General features: G+C 72.0%; 18 protein-coding genes. 14 read left to right on the top strand and 4 right to left on the bottom strand.

Annotation, left to right across the window (positions count from 1 at the left end; genetic code table 11):
- Window positions 1–254 precede the first annotated feature (254 nt).
- From ABIA32_RS18555 to ABIA32_RS18535, 5 genes are all read left to right on the top strand, one after another.
- Window positions 255–2,090 carry a sialidase family protein gene (locus ABIA32_RS18555; RefSeq protein WP_370096479.1) on the top strand — a complete coding sequence of 612 codons (1,836 nt, stop codon included), beginning with the start codon at window positions 255–257 and terminating at the stop codon, window positions 2,088–2,090.
- Window positions 2,091–2,168: 78 nt separating this feature from the next.
- On the top strand, window positions 2,169–3,122 hold the full coding sequence (locus tag ABIA32_RS18550) for a zinc-binding alcohol dehydrogenase family protein (protein ID WP_370096477.1): 954 nt from the start codon (window positions 2,169–2,171) through the stop codon (window positions 3,120–3,122).
- 3 nt (window positions 3,123–3,125) lie between these two features.
- Entirely contained in the window at window positions 3,126–3,200 is a 75-nt protein-coding gene (locus ABIA32_RS18545; RefSeq protein WP_370096596.1) for a 50S ribosomal protein bL37, read from the top strand.
- A 67-nt stretch (window positions 3,201–3,267) separates the two neighbouring features.
- Window positions 3,268–3,882, top strand: coding sequence for a TetR/AcrR family transcriptional regulator (locus ABIA32_RS18540; RefSeq protein ID WP_370096475.1), 615 nt, complete (start codon window positions 3,268–3,270; stop codon window positions 3,880–3,882).
- Window positions 3,879–4,562, top strand: a complete 684-nt coding sequence (locus ABIA32_RS18535) for a VC0807 family protein (RefSeq protein WP_370096473.1) — start codon at window positions 3,879–3,881, stop codon at window positions 4,560–4,562. The genes ABIA32_RS18540 and ABIA32_RS18535 overlap by 4 nt, the downstream gene beginning before the upstream one ends.
- A 69-nt stretch (window positions 4,563–4,631) precedes the next feature.
- Here the strand turns inward: ABIA32_RS18535 and aceB are convergent, their stop codons facing one another.
- A complete protein-coding gene (gene aceB, locus ABIA32_RS18530) occupies window positions 4,632–6,275 on the bottom strand; it encodes a malate synthase A (protein WP_370096471.1) in 1,644 nt (547 codons plus the stop codon).
- 157 nt (window positions 6,276–6,432) lie between these two features.
- Here aceB and ABIA32_RS18525 point away from each other — a divergent pair, with 157 nt between their 5' ends.
- Complete coding sequence (locus ABIA32_RS18525; RefSeq protein ID WP_370096469.1) at window positions 6,433–7,236, top strand: IclR family transcriptional regulator; 804 nt, start codon at window positions 6,433–6,435, stop codon at window positions 7,234–7,236.
- Between the two features lie 83 nt (window positions 7,237–7,319).
- Here ABIA32_RS18525 and ABIA32_RS18520 read toward each other — a convergent pair whose 3' ends face one another.
- Window positions 7,320–7,934, bottom strand: coding sequence for an NTP transferase domain-containing protein (locus ABIA32_RS18520; RefSeq protein WP_370096467.1), 615 nt, complete (start codon window positions 7,932–7,934; stop codon window positions 7,320–7,322).
- Window positions 7,935–8,064: 130 nt separating this feature from the next.
- On the opposite strand from ABIA32_RS18520, the gene moaA reads away from it, so the two are divergent.
- The 5 genes from moaA to ABIA32_RS18495 all read left to right on the top strand — a co-directional run bounded on the left by moaA (window position 8,065) and on the right by ABIA32_RS18495 (window position 12,220).
- Window positions 8,065–9,087, top strand: a complete 1,023-nt coding sequence (moaA, locus tag ABIA32_RS18515) for a GTP 3',8-cyclase MoaA (RefSeq protein ID WP_370096465.1) — start codon at window positions 8,065–8,067, stop codon at window positions 9,085–9,087.
- 205 nt (window positions 9,088–9,292) lie between these two features.
- On the top strand, window positions 9,293–10,072 hold the full coding sequence (locus tag ABIA32_RS18510) for a hypothetical protein (RefSeq protein ID WP_370096463.1): 780 nt from the start codon (window positions 9,293–9,295) through the stop codon (window positions 10,070–10,072).
- A 161-nt stretch (window positions 10,073–10,233) separates the two neighbouring features.
- Window positions 10,234–10,929 carry a hypothetical protein gene (locus ABIA32_RS18505; protein ID WP_370096461.1) on the top strand — a complete coding sequence of 232 codons (696 nt, stop codon included), beginning with the start codon at window positions 10,234–10,236 and terminating at the stop codon, window positions 10,927–10,929.
- A gap of 166 nt (window positions 10,930–11,095) precedes the next feature.
- Complete coding sequence (locus tag ABIA32_RS18500) at window positions 11,096–12,037, top strand: DUF2637 domain-containing protein (RefSeq protein ID WP_370096459.1); 942 nt, start codon at window positions 11,096–11,098, stop codon at window positions 12,035–12,037.
- Between the two features lie 60 nt (window positions 12,038–12,097).
- Window positions 12,098–12,220 carry a hypothetical protein gene (locus ABIA32_RS18495; RefSeq protein ID WP_370096458.1) on the top strand — a complete coding sequence of 41 codons (123 nt, stop codon included), beginning with the start codon at window positions 12,098–12,100 and terminating at the stop codon, window positions 12,218–12,220.
- Window positions 12,221–12,261: 41 nt separating this feature from the next.
- Here the strand turns inward: ABIA32_RS18495 and ABIA32_RS18490 are convergent, their stop codons facing one another.
- Window positions 12,262–12,423 (bottom strand): hypothetical protein, encoded by a 162-nt coding sequence (locus ABIA32_RS18490; protein ID WP_370096456.1) that lies wholly within the window; start codon window positions 12,421–12,423, stop codon window positions 12,262–12,264.
- 187 nt (window positions 12,424–12,610) lie between these two features.
- Here ABIA32_RS18490 and ABIA32_RS18485 point away from each other — a divergent pair, with 187 nt between their 5' ends.
- From ABIA32_RS18485 to ABIA32_RS18475, 3 genes are all read left to right on the top strand, one after another.
- Window positions 12,611–13,345 carry a hypothetical protein gene (locus ABIA32_RS18485; RefSeq protein ID WP_370096454.1) on the top strand — a complete coding sequence of 245 codons (735 nt, stop codon included), beginning with the start codon at window positions 12,611–12,613 and terminating at the stop codon, window positions 13,343–13,345.
- Between the two features lie 65 nt (window positions 13,346–13,410).
- Window positions 13,411–14,082: a response regulator transcription factor gene (locus ABIA32_RS18480; protein ID WP_370096452.1), complete on the top strand. Its 672-nt coding sequence runs from the start codon at window positions 13,411–13,413 to the stop codon at window positions 14,080–14,082.
- A gap of 4 nt (window positions 14,083–14,086) precedes the next feature.
- Complete coding sequence (locus tag ABIA32_RS18475; RefSeq protein WP_370096450.1) at window positions 14,087–15,475, top strand: sensor histidine kinase; 1,389 nt, start codon at window positions 14,087–14,089, stop codon at window positions 15,473–15,475.
- A gap of 160 nt (window positions 15,476–15,635) precedes the next feature.
- Here the strand turns inward: ABIA32_RS18475 and ABIA32_RS18470 are convergent, their stop codons facing one another.
- Window positions 15,636–17,801: a SpoIIE family protein phosphatase gene (locus ABIA32_RS18470; RefSeq protein WP_370096448.1), complete on the bottom strand. Its 2,166-nt coding sequence runs from the start codon at window positions 17,799–17,801 to the stop codon at window positions 15,636–15,638.
- Window positions 17,802–17,962: the final 161 nt, after the last annotated feature.

Raw genomic sequence — 17,962 nt, 5'->3', positions numbered from 1 at the left:
TGGTAAAGACTCCGGGCACGCGCTGGGACGGTGTGCTGCCCGGACTTCCCGGCGCGCCCGCGTGCCGGGAAGCCGAGCCCCGGACCCACGGCGAGGGTCCGGGGCTTCGGCATGCCCGCGTCCATGTCCGCGTTCATGCCATTCCTGTGTCGTTTCTGACGCCCGGCGCCGCGGGGCCGCCTGGACGCGCCTAACCTGCCGGTGCCAGAAGCCTGGCTGCTCGTGTCGATTCGGATTCGCCAACCGGAGGTTCCGTGAGGTCACGCCGCTTCGCCCTGCTCGCCGTCCCCGCCCTGCTCGCCTTCGCCCTGACCGCGCCACCGAGCGCCTCGGCCGCCGCGAACCCGCCTGATCCCGGCATCGGCATCGTCCCGCAGGGCCTGCAGAGCGACAGCGCGTTCTCGTCGTCGGGGAGCGCGCACCACGTCACCGACATCCTGGCCACCTCCGCCGCCGGCGCGGTCAGCTGCTACCGGCCGGAGGTCCCCTACGCCGCGAACTACGGGCCGAACGACGGCTACAGCGGCGAGTCCGCCTGCCCGGGCGCGACGACCGGCGAGGACACCGGCGCGGCCGGACCGTACGCCACCCAGCTGGGCAGCAACCCCGGATTCCCGGCCGTCTCGTCGATGCTGGTCAAGGACCACTCCGAGTCGGACATCCGGGTCGACCCGACCAACCCGAAGCATCTGATCGGTTCGTCGAAGTGGGTGGCCAGTCCCGAGGGCTACAACCACCTGCTCGGCTTCTACGAGTCCTTCGACGGCGGGAAGAGCTGGCCGGTCAGCGGCCACATCCCCGGCTACGAGGGCTGGACGGACAACACCGACCCGGTCGGCGCCTTCGACGGATACGGCAACTACTACGAGCTGATCCTGCCGTACCAGTTCACCTACAAGGCCGACGGCAGCCACGACTACTCCATCGGCACCTCGCAGGAGGCCAACCCGGCCGTGCCGGCCGAGGTGATCAGCGTGGCGGTACGCCCGCACGGCTCGACCACGGCCGCCCAGTGGATCAGCACGCGCAGCGGCCACCCCGACTACGTCGCCACCTACGACAGCATCGGCAACGGCCCGGACAAGCAGTGGATCACCATCGACGACAACCCGGCGAGCCCGCACTACAACCGCATCTACGCGATGTGGGTGGACTTCCACAACATCACCCCGGTGCCCTACGTCTCCTACGCCGACGCCCGCCCGGACGGCACCCACACCGGCTGGTCGGCGCCTGAGGCCCTGCCGGAGCCGCCGAGCACCCCGACCGGCGCCACCTACCTGCTGCCGCACGTGACACCGGACGGCTCGGTGTACACCACGGTCACCAACTTCGACCCGGCCCACCGGTACGCCAACGCCACCGTCTTCGTCGACGGCTCGACAAACGGCGGCGCGAGCTGGTCGACCACCGGCATCGCCGTGAACGGCATCACCCCGCCGCCCGGCACCTACGCCAACACGACCTTCCGCGACGGCATCGAGAACACCTTCACCACCGGACCGGTCGCGGTGAACGGCCACTACCCGCTCTACGTCGCCTACGAGGACTACAGCACGGGCTTCGGCAACGTGCTGCTCACCGCCTCCTACGACGGCGGCGCGAGCTGGTCCTCCCCGATCCAGGTCAACGACAACGCCACGCCCGTCGACGAGTTCCAGCCCAACCTCACCGCGGCGCCGAGTGGCACGGTCAGCGTCGCCTTCTACGACCGCCGTCTGAGCTGCGCTACCGCCGGCACCGCCGAGGCCGCCGCTGCCGGGCTGGCACTGGACCGGTCGAACCCCGCCTACGGCGGCGTCCTGCCCCCGTACGGCGCGGCCAACTACTGCGTGGACACCGCGATCCAGTTCTACAACCCGTCCCTCACCCCGATCGGCGGCAACATCCGGCTGTCCGCCCACGCCTTCGACCCCCAGCTCAACTCGCCGAGCGAGTCGGCGACCGGCAACCCGACGTTCCTCGGCGACTACTTCGGCAACACGGCCGCCGGGCAGGTCGACTACACGACCTCTGTCACCACCTACGACGACGGCAGCAACCCCGCCAACCGCCAGCAGCAGCTGGTGACGACCGTGGCCGTGCCGTAGCCAGCGGGCATACCGACGGGTATGTTGTGCACAAGATACCCGTCGGTAGGTTGTAGTCGTAGGCAGGGAGCAGCGCGGATGAGGGCGATCCAGATCACGGAGTTCGGCGGACCTGAGGTCCTGCAGCTGGCAGAGGTGCCCGAGCCGGTGGCGCAACCGGGCCAGCTGCTGATCGAGGTGGACGGCGCGGGCGTGAACTACGCCGACACCCACGCGGTCGAGGACTCCTACCTCTCGAGCAGCTCCCTGCCGATGATCCCGGGCGGTGAGGTCGTCGGCCGGGCCTCGGACGGGCGACGGGTCGTCGCACTGACGGCGACCGGCGGCTACGCCGAGCGCGCCTGCGCCTGGGCGCCGATGGCGACCGAGGTACCGGACGAGGTCTCCGACGCGGCGGCCCTGGCGCTGGTCATCCAGGGCCTCACGGCCTGGAACCTGCTGCGGACCTCGGCGCGCCTTGCGCCGGGCGAGTCGGTCGTCGTCCACGCGGCAGCGGGCGGGACGGGGTCATTGGCCGTGCAGTTGGCGCGCCGCTTCGGCGCGGGCCGGGTGATCGCGACGGCGTCGACGAAGGAGAAGCGCGAGCTGGCGCTCTCCCTCGGCGCGGACGAGGCCGTGGACGCGGACCCGGAGGGCCTCAAGGACCGCCTGGTCGAGGCGAACGGCGGCAAGAAGGTCGACATCGTCCTGGAGATGACCGGCGGCCCGGTCTTCGACGCCTCCCTCGCGGCGCTCGCCCCCTTCGGTCGCCTGGTCACTTACGGCCTCGCCTCCCGCGCGGAGCCGAAGCCGCTGACCGCCGGCGCGCTGATGGGCCACTCGCGCGCGGTCGTCGGCTTCTGGCTGATGCACGCCCTGGGCCGCCCCGAGCTGCACGCCCAGCCCATGGCCGAGCTGCTGAACCTGGTCGCGAGCGGGGACCTCGTGCCCCAGCTCGGCGGCACATATCCCTTGGCAGACGCGCGAGTTGTGCACGAGGCACTGCGCTCGCGGGCCACGACTGGGAAGCTGGTGCTCGACCCCCGGAGGTGAACCGTGTCCAAACGCACCCGTAAGCGTGCGTGGCGTAGGCGCAAGGCGAACCACGGCAAGCGACCCAACTGCAGGTAGGCGCGCGCCGCCCTCGGGCGGCGCGCGATCGCTTGCGCTTGTTACTCGGGCGACGTACTTTTTACTCATGCCAGTAAAAGGCGAAAGGCGCTCCGTCACCGCCAATGCGCGGCGGGCGCAGATTCTGAGCGCGACGATCGAGACGATCGCCGAGCTCGGCTACGGACAGGCGTCGTTCGCGCGGATCGCCGAGCGGGCGGGGCTGAGCAGTACGCGGCTGATCTCGTACCACTTCGCGGGCAAGGACGAGCTGATCCAGGCCTTGATCGCCGATGTGTACGCGGAGATGGCCGCGTTCATGGGCGAGCGGATGGCCGGCTGCACGGATGCGCGCAGCGCGCTGTCCACCTACATCCGCTCGGTCGTGGCCTTCATCGCCGCCCACCCGATGCAGATGCAGGCGCTGATGTCCGTCTTCCTCGACTACCGCAGCGAGGACGGCGGGCGCAGCTACGACGCAGGGTCGGAGCGTGACGTGCTGGGCCACGTGCAGGAGGTCCTGCGGGCCGGGCAGCGGAGTGGTGAGTTCCGTCGGTTCGACACCTTCGTGATGGCGGCGACGATCCAACGCTCGATCGACGGGCTGCCGTTCCTGCTGCGCACCGCGCCGGAGCTCGATCTCGAGGCCTACGCCGAGGAGTTGGCCGAGCTCTTCGACCGGGCGACCCGGAGCGAAGGATGAGCGCCCCCGAGACGACGCCACGCCGGACCCGCGTGCTGCGGTTGCTGCGCGTACTGGCCGAGTTCGTCGTGCCGACGGCCCTCTTCTACGGGCTGCGCGCCTTCGGCCTGAGCATCTACCTCACGCTGATCATCGCGTCCGTGCTGCCCGCGACGGTGGGCGTGCTGCGACTCGTGCGCTCGCGCAAGGTCGACGGGCTGGCGTTGTACCTGCTCGTCATCATGGTGCTGAGTACGGGCGTCTCGCTGATCGGCGGCAGTCCGCGGTTTCTGCTCAGTCGAGAGGCCTGGCTGACCGGGGTGACCGGGGCATGGTTCATCGGCTCGGTGTGGACGGCCCGCCCGCTGGCCTTCCACTACACCCGCCCGATGCTGGAGCACCGGACCGGATGGACCAGCATCCCCGGCGACTGGGACGCGCTGTGGGAGCGGCTGCCCAGGTTCCGTCGCATCTGGCGTGTCGGCAGCGTGCTGTGGGGCGTCGCGCTGCTGGCCGACTCGGCGGTGCGCGTGCTCATGGCCTACACGCTGCCCGTCGACGCCGTCCCGGCTCTCGGCAGTGCGCTGTATCTGGCGACCTCACTGGTGCTGATCGTGATCACCAACATCTACTACGCCGTCTCCGGCCTGTACGACGGCCGCTCCCGCCTGTACGCGCCGTTGGCAGCGGCAAGCGACTAAGCGGCGCCTCGCGAAGGACCTCCCCAGGTTTCGCGAGACGCCGCTGCTTCGGACCGGGTTACAACAGCACTACAGCAGCGCGTAACCCGGAAGCGTGAGGAAGTCGGCGAAGTCGTCCGCCAGCGCGACCTGCTCGAAGAGGCGCGCCGCGTCACTCCAGCGGCCGGCGTCGAACGCCGCCTCGCCCAGCTCGGCCCGGAGCTCCGCCAGCTCGGTGGAGACCAGCTCGCGGACCAGCTCGGCGGTGACCTTCTCGCCCGAGTCGGCCAGCACCACGCCGTTGTTGATCCACTGCCAGACCTGCGAGCGCGAGATCTCGGCCGTGGCGGCGTCCTCCATCATGTTGAAGATGGCGACGGCGCCGAGCCCGCGCAGCCACGCCTCGATGTAGCGGACGCCCACCTGGACCGCGTTGTGCAGGCCCACGCGGGTGCAGCTGCCACCGGCCGCCGCGATGTCGAGCAGCTGCGCCGCGGTGACCTCGCCGACCGGGACGACCTGCTTCTGGTTCGGCGCGTCCCCCAGAACCGCGTCGAACGCCGCCCGGCAGACCGGGACCAGGTCGGGGTGGGCGACCCAGGAGCCGTCGAAGCCGTTGGCGGCCTCGCGGTCCTTGTCGGTCTGCACCTTCTCCAGCGCGGCGGCGTTGACCGCGGCGTCGCGGCGGGAGGGGATGAAGGCGGCCATGCCGCCGATCGCGTGGGCACCGCGCCGGTGGCACGTCTGCACCAGAAGCTGGGTGTACGCGCGCATGAACGGCGAGGTCATGCCCACGCTGTTGCGGTCCGGCAGGATGAAGTGGTCGCCGGCGTCGCGGAAGTTCTTGACGATGGAGAAGAGGTAGTCCCAGCGGCCCGCGTTGAGGCCGGCGGCGTGCTCGCGCAGCTCGTAGAGGATCTCCTCCATCTCGAACGCGGCGGGGATCGTCTCGATCAGCACGGTCGCCCGGATGGTGCCGCGCGGGATGCCGAGGGCCTCCTGCGCGTGGACGAAGACCTCGTTCCAGAGGCGCGCCTCGAGGTGGCTCTCGGTCTTCGGCAGGTAGAAGTACGGGCCGGAGTTGGGGTCCTGCTCGCCGCGGGCCAGCAGGCGGGCGGCGTTGCGGAAGAAGTACAGGCCGAAGTCGAACAACGCGCCGGCGACCGGCTCGCGGTCGACGAGGAGGTGCGCCTCCTCCAGGTGCCAGCCGCGCGGGCGGACCACGATGGTGGCCAGTTCGGCGTCGGGCTTGAGGGCGTACGCCTTGCCCTCGGGGCTGGTGAAGTCGATCCTGCGCTCGAGCGCGTCGGTGAGGTTCAGCTGGCCGTCGACCGCGTTGTGCCAGGTGGGCGAGGTCGCGTCCTCGAAGTCCGCGAGCCAGATCTTGGCACCGGAGTTGAGCGCGTTGATCGCCATCTTGCGATCGGTCGGGCCGGTGATCTCGACGCGGCGGTCGTTCAGCGCGCGGGGCGCGGGGGCGACCTGCCAGTCGGCGGCGCGGACCTCGGCGGTCTCGGGGAGGAAGTCCAGCGTCCCGGTCTGTGCGATCCGGGCGCGACGCTCCTTGCGCAGCGCGAGCAGCTCGCGGCGGCGCGGGTTGAAACGGCGATGCAGGTCGGCCACGAAGGCCAGGGCGGCGGGGGTGAGCACCTCGTCGCCGCGTTCCACCTCCGGACCGACGACCTCGACCCCGGTAAGGGGAGGTTCGCTCACGGTTTCCTGTACTGCACCCATGTACCCGGGCTCCTCGTCAGACTCAGAAGATGTGGATGATCGAAAGCGCCCTGTGTGGTGCGCTTCGCTTCTGTAAGGTGGAGGCTAGTTTCCGCGATACAGAAATTCAACACTTTGTTGAGTTTGCTTGCCGCCCCCTGCCAGGAAGGCTGTTGTGGTGACCTCATCCATCCCGCTGGACACTGCGTCCGCGGGCACCGACCGCACCGGCGGTGTCCAGTCGGTCGAGCGCGCCTTCCAGTTGCTCGAGGTCCTCGCCGAGGCGGGCGGGGTCAGCACGCTGAGCGATCTGGCCACCGCGTCCGGCCTGCCCATGCCGACCATCCACCGCCTGGTCCGCACGCTGGTCCAGCAGGGTTATGTCCGTCAGGACACGGCTCGACGCTACACCTTGGGCCCCCGCCTGATCCGTCTCGGCGAGACGGCGGGTCGCCTGCTGGGCAGCTGGGCGCGGCCGTTCCTGGGCGAGCTGATGGAGACGACGGGCGAGACGGCGAACCTCGCCGTCCTGGAGGCCGGCGAGGTCGTCTACGTCGGGCAGGTGCCGTCACGCCACTCGATGCGGATGTTCACCGAGGTCGGACGCCGGGTGCAACCGCACTGCACGGCCGTGGGCAAGGTGCTGCTCGCCCAGCTGCCGCGGGCGGAGGCGCTCTCGGTGCTCGGCAACGGCCCGCTGCCGGCGCACACGGTCCACACGGTGACCTCGTCGGACGCGCTGCTCACGCAGTTCGAGGAGGCACGGGCGAGCGGTTACGCGGTGGACGACCAGGAGCAGGAGATCGGCGTCCGCTGCATCGCCGTCGTCGTCCCCGGCGCGCCGACGCCGACGGCGCTCTCCATCTCCGGGCCCGAGGCGCGGGTGCGAGCGCTGGAGTCGCGCGTGGGCGCGCGGGCGCTGATCCCGGAGATGCAGGAGATCGCTACGCGACTTGGTACGGCGCTGGCTTCCAGCGGCTGAGGGAAGTTGCACTCCGCTAGGGGCGCGAGGAACCGCGCGAGTAACCACCCTGTGCGGATGGCCCTGCGCGTTCGGTGTTCCACCTAGCCGGGTGGCTTGTCGCGCAGTTCCCCGCGCCCCTGATGGTGCAACTGGCTGAGCGCAGCGAACTGTTCGGGGGTGTCGACGTCGTTCGGGGTTGCCACGTCGCCGCACTCCACCAGGCGCAACTCCCCCGCGTGGGTGCGCAAGAGGGCTCGCGCGCCCGCGTCGCCGACCGCGCCCGCCCGTGCCTCGGCGAGGTACCGCGCGCCGATCCACACCGGGTGCCCCCGCTCCCCCGCGTAGCTCGCCGCAGCCAGGTCCGCGCCGGACTTGAGGACTCTGGCGACCGCCTCCGGCGTCACGCCGGGTGTGTCGACGAGCCCGACAAGCACCCCGTCCGCGTCCACGTCGGTCAGGCCCAGCCGGAGCGACGAGCCCATCCCCGACGCCCAGTCCTCGTTGACCAGGACCTCCGCGTCCCCCAGCTCCGCCGTGCGCAGAACCTCCGCCGCCGCAGCGCCCAGCACGACCCGCACCCGCGCGCAGCCGCCCGCCCGCAGGACGCCCAGCGCGTGCTCGATCATCGGCCGACCGCGATACGGCAGCAGCGCCTTCGGACGGTTGCCCAGGCGACGGCCGCCACCCGCCGCCAGAAGGAGTCCCAGGGGTTCCATGGCCCTAGCATGACGAAGAACCCGAGACCACCGCCCTGTAGGAACACACAAGGCGCCCACCGGACCGCCCTGCGTTCACCGGGCCTTCACCCGCTGGACCCGCGCCCCCTGGGCCAGTTCTACTGGCCCGATGCCGCGCACTGCCCACCCCGCCCCGCTGCTGGACCGCTTCGGCCGCGTCCACACCGATCTGCGGGTCTCCCTGACCGACCGCTGCAACCTGCGCTGCACCTACTGCATGCCGGCCGAGGGACTGGACTGGCTGCCCAAGCCCGACCTGCTCACCGACGAGGAACTGCTGCGCCTCGCCCGGATCGCGACCACCCGCCTCGGTATCCGTTCGCTTCGGCTGACCGGCGGCGAGCCGCTGCTGCGGCGCGGGCTGCCGGAGCTGATCGCCGGCTTCGGTGGGCTGCCGGACGCGCCCGAGCTGTCGCTGACCACCAACGGCATCGGCCTGGCCCGTCAGGCCGACGCCCTGCGCGCGGCGGGCCTGCACCGGGTCAACGTCAGCCTGGACACGCTGCGGCCGGAACGCTTCCGCGAGCTGACCCGCAGGGACCGGCTCGCGGACGTGCTGGACGGTCTCGCCGCCGCCAAGCGCGCCGGGCTCGCGCCGGTCAAGGTCAACGCCGTGCCGGTGCGCGGCGTCAACGACGACGAGCTGGTCGACCTCGCCGCCTGGGCGGTCGAGCACGGATACCTGCTGCGTTTCATCGAGTCGATGCCGCTCGATGCCCAGGGCGCCTGGGACCGCGAGCGGATGGTGACCGCCGACGAGATCCTCGCCGCGCTCGGCCGCGTCTTCACCCTGGAGCCGGTGCCGCGCGCCGACGCCGGGCGGGACGCCAACGCGCCGGCGGAGCAGTGGCGGATCGGGGGCACGGACGCCGTCGTCGGCGTCATCGCCAGCGTGACGCGGCCCTTCTGCGGCGGCTGCGACCGGGTCCGGCTCACCGCCGACGGGCAGCTGCGCAACTGCCTCTTCGCCACCCAGGAGTCAGACCTGCGCGCGCTGCTGCGCGGCGGCGCGGACGACGACGAGATCGAGGCCGCTTGGCGCTCCTGCATCGCCGGCAAGGGCCCCGGCCATGCGATCAACAGCGCGGACTTCCGCCGCCCTGAGCGGCCGATGTCCGCCATCGGCGGCTGATCGCCCCCTGACACGCGGCCGGGCGGCGTGGTCCAAAACTGGCGTTGATTCGCATTCCGCTTGTCGGAAGGATCAGGGACCATGGAACCCGGAGCGCGCCGCGTGCGTAGTCTCAGGAGACGGCACCCCGCGAGCCGGTTGCCGACGTTCGCGAACACCGGCGCCCCACCACACCGGAGCCCCCGAAAGAAGTGGACGGTCCCTCATGCCAGGTTCACCCAAGCCCGTCCGCTGCCCCTCCTGCCGCCGGGAGCACGCGTATGAGCCGCCGGTGTTCCCGTGCCCGTGCGGAGCGGCGCTGAAGATCCCGCTGCTGCAGGGCGGGGTCCCGGTGCAGGTGCGGTTCCGGTCCTGGGAGGACTCCTGGCTCAGCATGCGCTGCCCCTCCTGTGGGCGCTCCGAGCAGTGGCCGCAGCCCGAGTTCACCTGTGGCTGCGGCGCGACGGTGCGGCTGCCGGTGGACACGGCGCGACGGCCGCAGCCGGTCGGCGGGCAGCTGCCGCCGGTGGCACCGGTCCAGCCGGTGCGGCCCGCGCAGCCCGGCGTCTCGCCGGTGCAGTCCGGGCAGCCGGGTCAGCCTCCGCGCGCGCTCGCGCGCAAGCCCTTCCTGCCGCACCCCGTGCGGACATCGGAGGACGCGGTGCTGGCCGCCGCGCGCTATCTGGAGTGGCTCGGGTACGGCGAGTTGGAGGTCTCCGACTCGCAGGACCGCGAGGGCGTCTGCCTGCTGGGGCCGACGATCGTCGCGCAGGTCGACACCTGGACCGAGCTGGCCGACCTGCGGGCGGTGGAGTGCCTGTGGCTGAACACCCTCCACGGTGACGAACTGCTTCCGGCGATGTTCACTCTCGCGGGTTATTCGCTCGAAGCCCGCAACCGGGCCGATCAGTTGCTGGTGGCGCTCTTCGAGCTCGATCTGACGGGCATGCCGCAGGCGGTGAACACCGCCGCCAGGGAGCTGGTGCGCAACTCCTCGCGTCCATGATCTGGCGCGCCCCGCCGCCCGCGTGTTGAATGACCGTCACCGAGGGCGACCAATGGCGGCCGACGACGGTTGCAGTGAGGGGCGGTGGCGTGTCCTTGTCCGAGCGGACAGCGGAGCAGCCGGCGGCAGGGGGAAGGACGGGCTCCGGATGGGGCCCGGGGATGGACGAACAGGTCTGGCTGCTGCGTTCGCGCGGCTGCTGGCAACCGGCCGCCGCGCTCCTCGGCGCCGGACCGGACGCCGCCCTGGAGCGCGCCGAGCTCCTGATCGAGGCGGCGTTCTTCACCGGGCGCGGCTGGGACGAGGCGGAGTCCGCGCTGCGCGTGGCGGAGGCCCTGGCCGCGGGCAACCGGCAGCGTGCGGCCGCGTCCTGCGCCCGCGGCTATCTCGCCTACGGCGCAACGGTGATGAAGGTTCACGACCGCCTGGACGAGGCCCAGGCGGCACTCGGCCGCGCGTCCGCGCTGCTGCCGCCGGACGATCCGGCGCGGCCGCTGCTCGACTTCCGCCGCGGGCTGATCGCCCACGCGCTGATGGCCGACGCGACCGCCGCGCGCGCCGCCTACCGCCGCGCCCACGCGGGCGCGGAGCAGCAGCAGGACGCGCACCTGCTCTCCTACACGTGGCGGCACCTGGCGTCCATCGCCCAGGAGGACGGCAACCTGGCCGGCGCGCGGCACGGCTACGCCGAGTCCCTGCGGCTGCGCGAGCAGACCGGCTTCGCCATCGGCATCGCCCCGGCGCTGGTCGCGCTGGCGGAGGTCTCCCCGGCGGCGGAGGCCGCGCAGTTGCGCGCGGAGGCGCGACGGCTGGTGCGGGCGTTCCAGGGCACGCCGTTCTGGCTCGACCTCGATTGACGACTCGGCTGATTTTCACTCAATAGCATGAGCTGATACGGCAGTTGCCAATCATCACCCGTCCTGGTGTATCCGTCCCAAAACCACACGATCGTCTCTCCTGCTCCGCGAGGATGGTTCCGCCTCGGGCGCCTGCCGGGGTGAGAGCGGGAGGAGACGGGCGACGATGAGAATGAGCGACAGCACACTGGGGTGGGTCCTGGCCCTCACGGCGCTGGTGCTGGTGACGGCGGTCCTGCTGGTCGTGCTGCGCGCACGGCTGGGCCGCGTGCGGGCCGGCGACAGCTGGGAGCGCAGCGAGGAGCGCCGACGGCGCAAGGAGACCGTCTACGGCTCCGCCTCCTATCTGCTGCTCTTCTGCTGCGCGGCGGTGGCAGGCGCGCTGTCCTTCCACGGCCTCGTCGGCTTCGGCGTGCAGAACCTCGGGCTCTCCGGCGGCTGGGAGTTCCTGGTGCCCTTCGGGCTGGACGGCGCCGCGATGTTCTGTTCTGTCCTCGCCGTGCGCGAGGCCAGCCACGGCGACGCGGCGCTGGGCTCGCGCAGCCTGGTCTGGGCCTTCGCGGCGGCCTCGGCCTGGTTCAACTGGGTCCACGCCCCGCGTGGCATCGACCACCACGGCGCCCCGCAGTTCTTCGCGGGCATGTCGCTCTCGGCGGCGGTCCTCTTCGACCGCGCGCTCAAGCAGACCCGCAAGGCGGCGCTGCGCGAGCAGGGTCTCGTGCCGCGGCCGCTGCCGCAGATCCGTGTCGTGCGCTGGCTGCGCGCTCCGCGGGAGACGTATGCGGCGTGGTCGCTGATGCTGCTGGAGAACGTCCGCAGCCTGGACGAGGCGGTGGACGAGGTCCGCGAGGACAAACGCGCGCGCCTGCGCGAGCGGGACACCCACCCCCAACCCCTCCGCGCACTGAGCGGCACCCGCCGCGTCCCCCAACTCCCCCGCCCGACGGCCACCGCCAGGGACGCGAGCCCCGGGGAGCCTGCGATAGGGCCCGAAGCGGACCGCGTCTACGACCTCACGGCGGAGGACGACACGGTGAAACTCCCCCGCGCGAGCGCGTGGGACTCGCTTGAACAGAAACTGAAGGACCTCGAAAAGCTCTACGGCTGACCTCAGGGGGTGCGAGGCTCTTCTTGATCAACTGCGTGCGCGAGCAACTACCCTGAGCGGATGGCGCAGAGCGGCGAGTGTCTCGGCACGGGAGAACTGCGCACCCACGAGACGTCCTCCGCCGTCGTGGTCGACTTCCGCACCGACCCGCCGAGCCGGGACTCGGCGGCGGCGCCCAACTGACGGTCTGGTCGGTCCGGCTGGCGGCACCGCTCGGCGACCGCTCACTGCTCGACGCCGGCGACGGCGACGGCGACGGCGACGGCGACGGCGACGGCGACGGCACGAGCGTCGGCGGCGTCACGGTGCCATACTTCCGCGCCGCCGACCTGGGCTGCCGCGCGATGGGCAAGCACCCCGCCTGCCAGAGCATTCCCGATCTCCAAGACACCTTTCGTCAGCGATCACGACGTGGCGACCACCAAGGCTCCTGCAGCGCGCGAGCGCGTATGCCGCTCTGAGGCGGCTCTAAGGTCTGCCGATGGGTGTCCGAAGGCGAGGTTGGTCTGCTGGTCGTCGGTGCGGGGCCCATCCCGCACCGCTTCCGATTCGTGCTGGAACCCAAGGAGAACGATGCGTCGCAGAACCCGCATCGCGGCCGCCACCGCCGCGGTCGCCCTGCTCACCGGCGGCACTGTGGCCGCCGCGGAGGCAGCCACCTCGCCGAGCCCCTCCCCCACCGCCTCCAGCTCCGCGTCCGCGTCTGCCTCGGTGCCCGGTGACGCCGCGGCCAAGAAGGCCAAGGCGGCGCAGCAGGAGCTCAACTTCGACCAGTTGGCCGCCAAGCTGCGGGTGACCCCGGCCCAGCTCGACCGGGCGCTCGCCGACGCCAAGCAGTCCATGGGCACCCGCGGTCTGACCAAGCCGGACGCCGTCGTCTACGCCCTGGTGGCCAAGGACCTCGGCATCAGTGAGGGCCAGGCCCGCGCGCTGGTCGAGCACGTCTTCGGCGGCGACCAGGTCGGCAAGCAGGGCCCTGGGGGCAAGCTGCCCGGGGTCAAGCCCGGCGCGCCGGACCCGCAGATCGTCGCGGCACTGGCGAAGGTCCTCGGCGTCAGCGACGCGAAGGCCGCCGCGGTCCTGGACCAGCTCGATGCGGTCTGGCGCACCTCTGGCCGGGCGGAGTCGACCGACCCCGCGTTCCGCGCCATCGCCGCCTCCCTGGGGTTGACACCCGACCGCCTCGCGCAGGACCTGGTGCAGATGAAGGAGTCGCTGCGCGCCTCCATGCCGTCGCCGTCCGGCTCACTGTCCCCGTCGGACGCGCCGTCGGACGCGCCGTCCGGCGCTCCGTCCGGGAAGGGCTGAGCATGCCCGGACCCGGCCGGACGACCCGAGCGGACCGGCCGGGTCCGGTCACGCAGAATGGTCTGATGCAGATCCTGGTGGTGGACGACGACGAGGCCGTGCGCCGCTCACTCGGCCACGCGCTGCGCCGCGACGGCTTCGACGTCGCCGAGGCGGCCGACGGCGCGGCAGCCCTCGCCGGCGTGGCCGAGCAGCGCCCCGCCGCGATCGTGCTGGACGTGATGATGCCCGAGCCCAACGGTCTGGAGGTCTGCCGGATCCTGCGCGAACGCGGGGACGAGACCCCGATCCTGATGCTGACCGCCCGCGATCTGGTCACCGACCGGGTCGCCGGGCTGGACGCGGGTGCCGACGACTACCTGGTCAAGCCGTTCGCCCTGGACGAGCTGCGCGCCCGGCTCCGGGCGCTGCTGCGGCGCAGCGCGCAGGCGCGCGAGGTGCTGCGCTACGCCGATCTTGAGCTGGACGCGGCCCAGTGCCAGGTTCGACGCGCCGGCCGCCTCGTGTCGCTGACCCGCACCGAGTACGCGCTGCTGGAGCTCTTCCTGCGCAATCCGCGCCGGGTGCTGGGCCGCAGCGCGATCTTCGAGGCGGTCTGGGGCTACGACTTCGGCCCGGGCTCGAACGCGCTCTGGGTCTACATCAGCTACCTCCGCTCGAAGCTGGAGGCCGAGGGCGAGCCCCGGCTGATCCAGACCGTGCGCGGGCTCGGCTACGTGCTGCGCGAGGAGCCGTGAACCGGTGAGTCTGCGCAATCGCGTCGCGCTGGCCGGCGGACTGGTCGTCCTGGCCGCGCTGCTGCTGGCCTCGCTCGTCCTCTACCCCACCGCCGACCGTGACCTGCACGACCAGCTGGACAGTTCGCTGGTCTCCACGGCGAGCACCTCTCCGCAGTTCAGCAAGGCCCTGAAGCAGAAGATCGCGGATTCCGGCGGCAGCCTGCCCTTCACCAGCGTGCTGGACATCGGCGGCACGCTGGTGCAGTTCCTGCCTGCTCCCGTGGCGGCCGGCAAGGCCGAGCTGGCCGGTGTCAGCGACCGGGACGTCGAGGTCGCGGCCGGGAACTCACCGGCCTACTTCAGCACCGTCGACTACCAGGGGAGCAGCTACCGCCTCTACACCTCTCTCTTCGACGGCCATGGCGGCACCCTGGTCCGCGTGGCGCGGCCGCTCTCGGACACCACGGCCCCGCTGCGGCGGCTCCAACTCCTGCTGGTCGCCTTGGTGACCGGCGGCGCGCTGACGGCGGCCTTCGCGGCGCGACTGCTGGCCGGACGGCTGCTCCGCCCGGTCAGCCGGCTGACCGAGACCGTGGAACACGTCACCGTCACCCAGGACCTGACCGCCCGGATGGACGATGCGCTCACCGGCGCGGGCGGCCGGGACGAGATCGGTCGGCTGGCCCGGTCCTTCTCCGCGATGATGGGCTCGCTCAACGGTTCCGTCAGCGCCCAACGCCAGCTCGTCGCGGACGCGTCGCACGAGCTGCGCACACCGCTGACCTCGCTCACCACCAATCTGGAGCTCCTGGCCGAGCCCGACGGGCTCGCCGACCCGCAGGCTCCCGAGCTGGTCCGCGCCGCGCTCGAACAGAGCGGCGAACTGAAGCGGCTGGTCAACGACCTGGTCGACCTCGCCCGCTACGGCCAGACCGAGACGCACGCCGAGGAGGTCCGGCTGGACCTCCTCGCCCAGGAGGTCGTCGACCGGGCCGCGCGCCGCAACCCCGGCCTCCGCCTCGCCGCACGGCTCCCCGACGACCCCGAGTCATGCCTGGTCCTGGCCGACGCCGAGGCCCTGGCCCGGGCACTGTCCAACCTGGTCGACAACGCCGCCAAATGGAGCCCCGACGCCGGCGCGGTGCACGTCACCGTCGACCCGGCCCCCGAGGAACGACTGATCCGCTGCACCGTCACCGACGAGGGCCCCGGCATCGCCGACACGGACCAACCCTTCGTCTTCGACCGCTTCTACCGCGCGACAGCGGCCCGCTCCAAGCCCGGCTCGGGACTCGGACTGTCCATCGTGCGACAGATCGCGGAGACACACGGCGGGACGGTGATCGCACTCCCCTCCAAGCGAGGCGCCAGACTGGAGTTGACCTTGCCACTCCTTTTGCCAGGCAGCTGAATTGACGCGGCGCTGCGCGGGTCTGACCCAGTTACAACGGCGGCCGTCCACCGGATCCTGCTGGGCGGCTCGAAGTCGTGAACACTGCGTCGGCGCCGTGGGCAGCAACAGCACCACCTTTCAAGGGGACCCGCAGTGCCGACCAGCACGAGAGCCGCAGCTAGGCGGGCCTGAGGTCCTCGGGGCCCGGGCCTTCCGATACCAATTCCGCCCACATCCGCTTGCCGCTGCCGTTCGGGTCGACGCCCCACGCGTCGCTCAGCGCTTCGACCAGCATCAGGCCGCGGCCCGAGGACGCCTGCTCGCCAGGCGTCCTGCGCTTGGGCCACTGGTCGGACTCGTCCTCGACCTCGATGCGGAGCCGCGCCTGCCCCGACTCCGCGTCGCGGAACAGGCGGGCCGTCAGCATCGCGTCGCGGTCGGTGTGGACCAGCGCGTTCGTGACCAGCTCGGAGGCCAGCAGCTCCACCGTGTCCGTCAGGTCGCCCACGCCCCAGCGGCGCACCGCGTCGCGCAGCTCGGCGCGGACCTCGGCGATGCGCGCGAGGTCGGCCTGGCCGATCCTGCGGCGCAGTTGCTCCCGCGGGCGGGTGTCCGCCGGGCCTTCCCAGCGGAGCAGCAGCAGGGCGATGTCGTCGTCGCGTTCGTGGCCGTCCGCCCCCGCGCGCGCGACGCGGTCGGCGAGGGCGCCCAGATCCGCGCTCTGACCGGCCGCGAAGACCCGGCGGAGCCGTTCCATGCCCTCGTCGAGATCCACCCGGCGGGTCTCCACCAGGCCGTCCGTGCAGAGCAGCAGGATCTCACCGGGGTCGAGGCTGAACCGGCTGACCGGGTAGCCCTGATCCGGGTCGACGCCCAGCGGCAGGCCGCCGTCGATGTGCTGGACGGTCGCGCTGCCGTCCGCGCGGCGCACCAGCGGGTCCAGATGGCCGGCCCGGACGGCGTAGACCACCCCGTAGTCGGCGTTGACCTCGGCGTACAGGCAGGTCGCGAAGTGGCCGGTGTCCAGGTCCGCGAGGAAGCGGGACGCCCGGGTCATCACCGCGGCCGGTGGGTGACCCTCCGCCGCGTAGGCGCGCAGCGCGATTCTGAGCTGGCCCATGACGCCGGCCGCGTGGACGTCGTGGCCCTGGACGTCACCGATGACCACGCCGACGTGGCCGCTCGGCAGCGGTACGACGTCGTACCAGTCGCCGCCGATCTGGAGTCCGGTGCCGGCCGGCAGGTAGCGGGCGGCGGTCTCGAAGCCTGCCACGGCCGGGACCCGGCGCGGCAACAGCACCCGCTGCAGGCCCGCGGCCAGCTCGTGTTCGGCGTCGTGCAGACGCGCCCGGGCCAGCGACTGGCCGACCATGCCGCCGAGTGTGCTCAGCAGCGTGCGCTCCTCGTAGTCGAGCGCGCGGTTCTCGTCGAAGCTGACCAGGCAGACCCCGATCGGGCGTCCGCTGGCGACCAGTGGCAGGAAGGCCCAGGCGTGCCGGGGGTGGCCGTTGACCGGCGGCCAGGCCACCGGGAAGCGCTGCCGGTACTCCTCCTGGCTGGCGAGGAAGACCGGCGTGCGGGTCCGTAGCGCGAGCGCCGCCGGGTGGTCGGCGTCGAGCGGGACGTGGTCGTGCGGCGGGCGGGACTCGCCGTCGTAGCCGGAGGCGGCCAGGATCTGGATCCGGCCGTTCTCCAGCACGGCCAGCACCAGCCCGTCCGGGGGGATGCCGGGCAGCGGCAGCTCGGTGAAGACGCGGGCGACGTCGGCCGTGGTGACGGCCTCGGACAGGGCCTTCGCGGCCTCGCGGATGAAGAGCGTCCGCTCCTCGCGCACGGTCGCGGCCTGGTCGGCGCGACGGCGCTTGTGCAGCTCGACGGTGGCGTCCCAGACGAAGCCGACCATGCGTGCGGGCTTGCCGCGCTCGTCGGCCAGCACCCGGCCGCGAAAACGGACGGCGTGCATCTCGCCGCTGGGGAAGACGGTGCGGTAGTAGGCACCGCACTGGCCGAGTTCGGCGACGGCGCGTTCGACCCGGCGCCGCACGACGGGGGCGTCCTCCGGGTGGAGCAGCGCCAGGAACTGCTCGGCGGTGATCGACGGCTGCTCCTCGACGGCCCCGGCGCCCGCACCGATGGAGCCGCCGGTCGCGGCGGCGAGCTGTTCGAGTCCGACGATCACCAGGGCACGCTCGTCGCAGACCAGGCGGTCGGATCGGATGTCCCAGTCCCAGGAGCCGATGCCGTTGGCCGCCATCGCCGGTTCCAGCCAGTCAGGGGCCTGGCTCTGCTGCGGCGGGCGGTGCGCGGGTTGCGGGAGCCGCGGCGGCTGCGGCCTTGGCGCCATCGTTCTCCTGCCCTGCGTGTGGTGCGCAGTCGTGCCGTGCCCGCTCGTTCTCCCTGGTGGGAGCGGGGGGCGGGCATTGTGGGGTGTATATCCGGACTTCATCCTGTCGGATGAAGTGCCTGGCGGCAATGGAGGCTCGCCCTTCCGTTCCGTCGCGGAGG

The organism is Streptacidiphilus sp. MAP12-20 (assembly GCF_041262525.1).
GTDB lineage: Bacteria > Actinomycetota > Actinomycetes > Streptomycetales > Streptomycetaceae > Streptacidiphilus.
This window is presented reverse-complemented; position numbering and strand designations above follow the sequence as displayed.